Consider the following 551-nt stretch of genomic DNA (forward strand, 5'->3'; position numbering starts at 1 on the left):
ATTGATCGCCGCGGAGACGTCCACGCTGGACCGCCACGGCATTTCGTCAGCCACCACAGATCCCGACGACACCTCCCTCGATCGCGTGCTGCCATATGGTGAGCGACGCGCGATTCCCGGCCGGATGAACCGCAGCGCAGGCGGTAGCATGAGCTTTGCTGCACCGGGCAACGAGACTGTCGCCTTTGCGATGGCGCTGCAGGCCGCCAAGGCGCTCGGCCTGCGCGCTGGCGCGGTCGACCTGTTTACGGATATCGACGGCGATGCTGCGGCCTTGCGCGTGATCGAGGTCAATGCCAATCCCTCGATCCGCTTTCTCGAAGACAGCGGCCGCGAGGATCTGATCCTGCGCATCTGGCGACATACATTCACGGCGATCGGCCTGCTCGATGTTTAACCTGCCCAAATATGGCGACGGCCTCTGCCTCGCGCGGCTGTCCCTGCTGCTCGATGCGCTGTCCATCGACCGTATCAGGCTGCGCAAACATTCCGTCGTCGTCGCCGGCTCGAACGGCAAAGGCAGCACGGCGGCATTCTGCGCCAGCATCGGC

Annotated in this window: 1 protein-coding gene; it reads left to right on the plus strand. The window is 64.4% G+C overall.

Annotated features, from left to right (window positions below):
- Nucleotides 1-397 (plus strand): hypothetical protein (locus tag AC1DU6_RS35400; protein WP_477863265.1); only part of this gene is annotated, 397 nt, incomplete at its 5' end.
- Between the last annotated feature and the right edge of the window lie 154 nt (nucleotides 398-551).

The organism is Roseateles sp. P5_B10 (genome assembly GCF_056400485.1).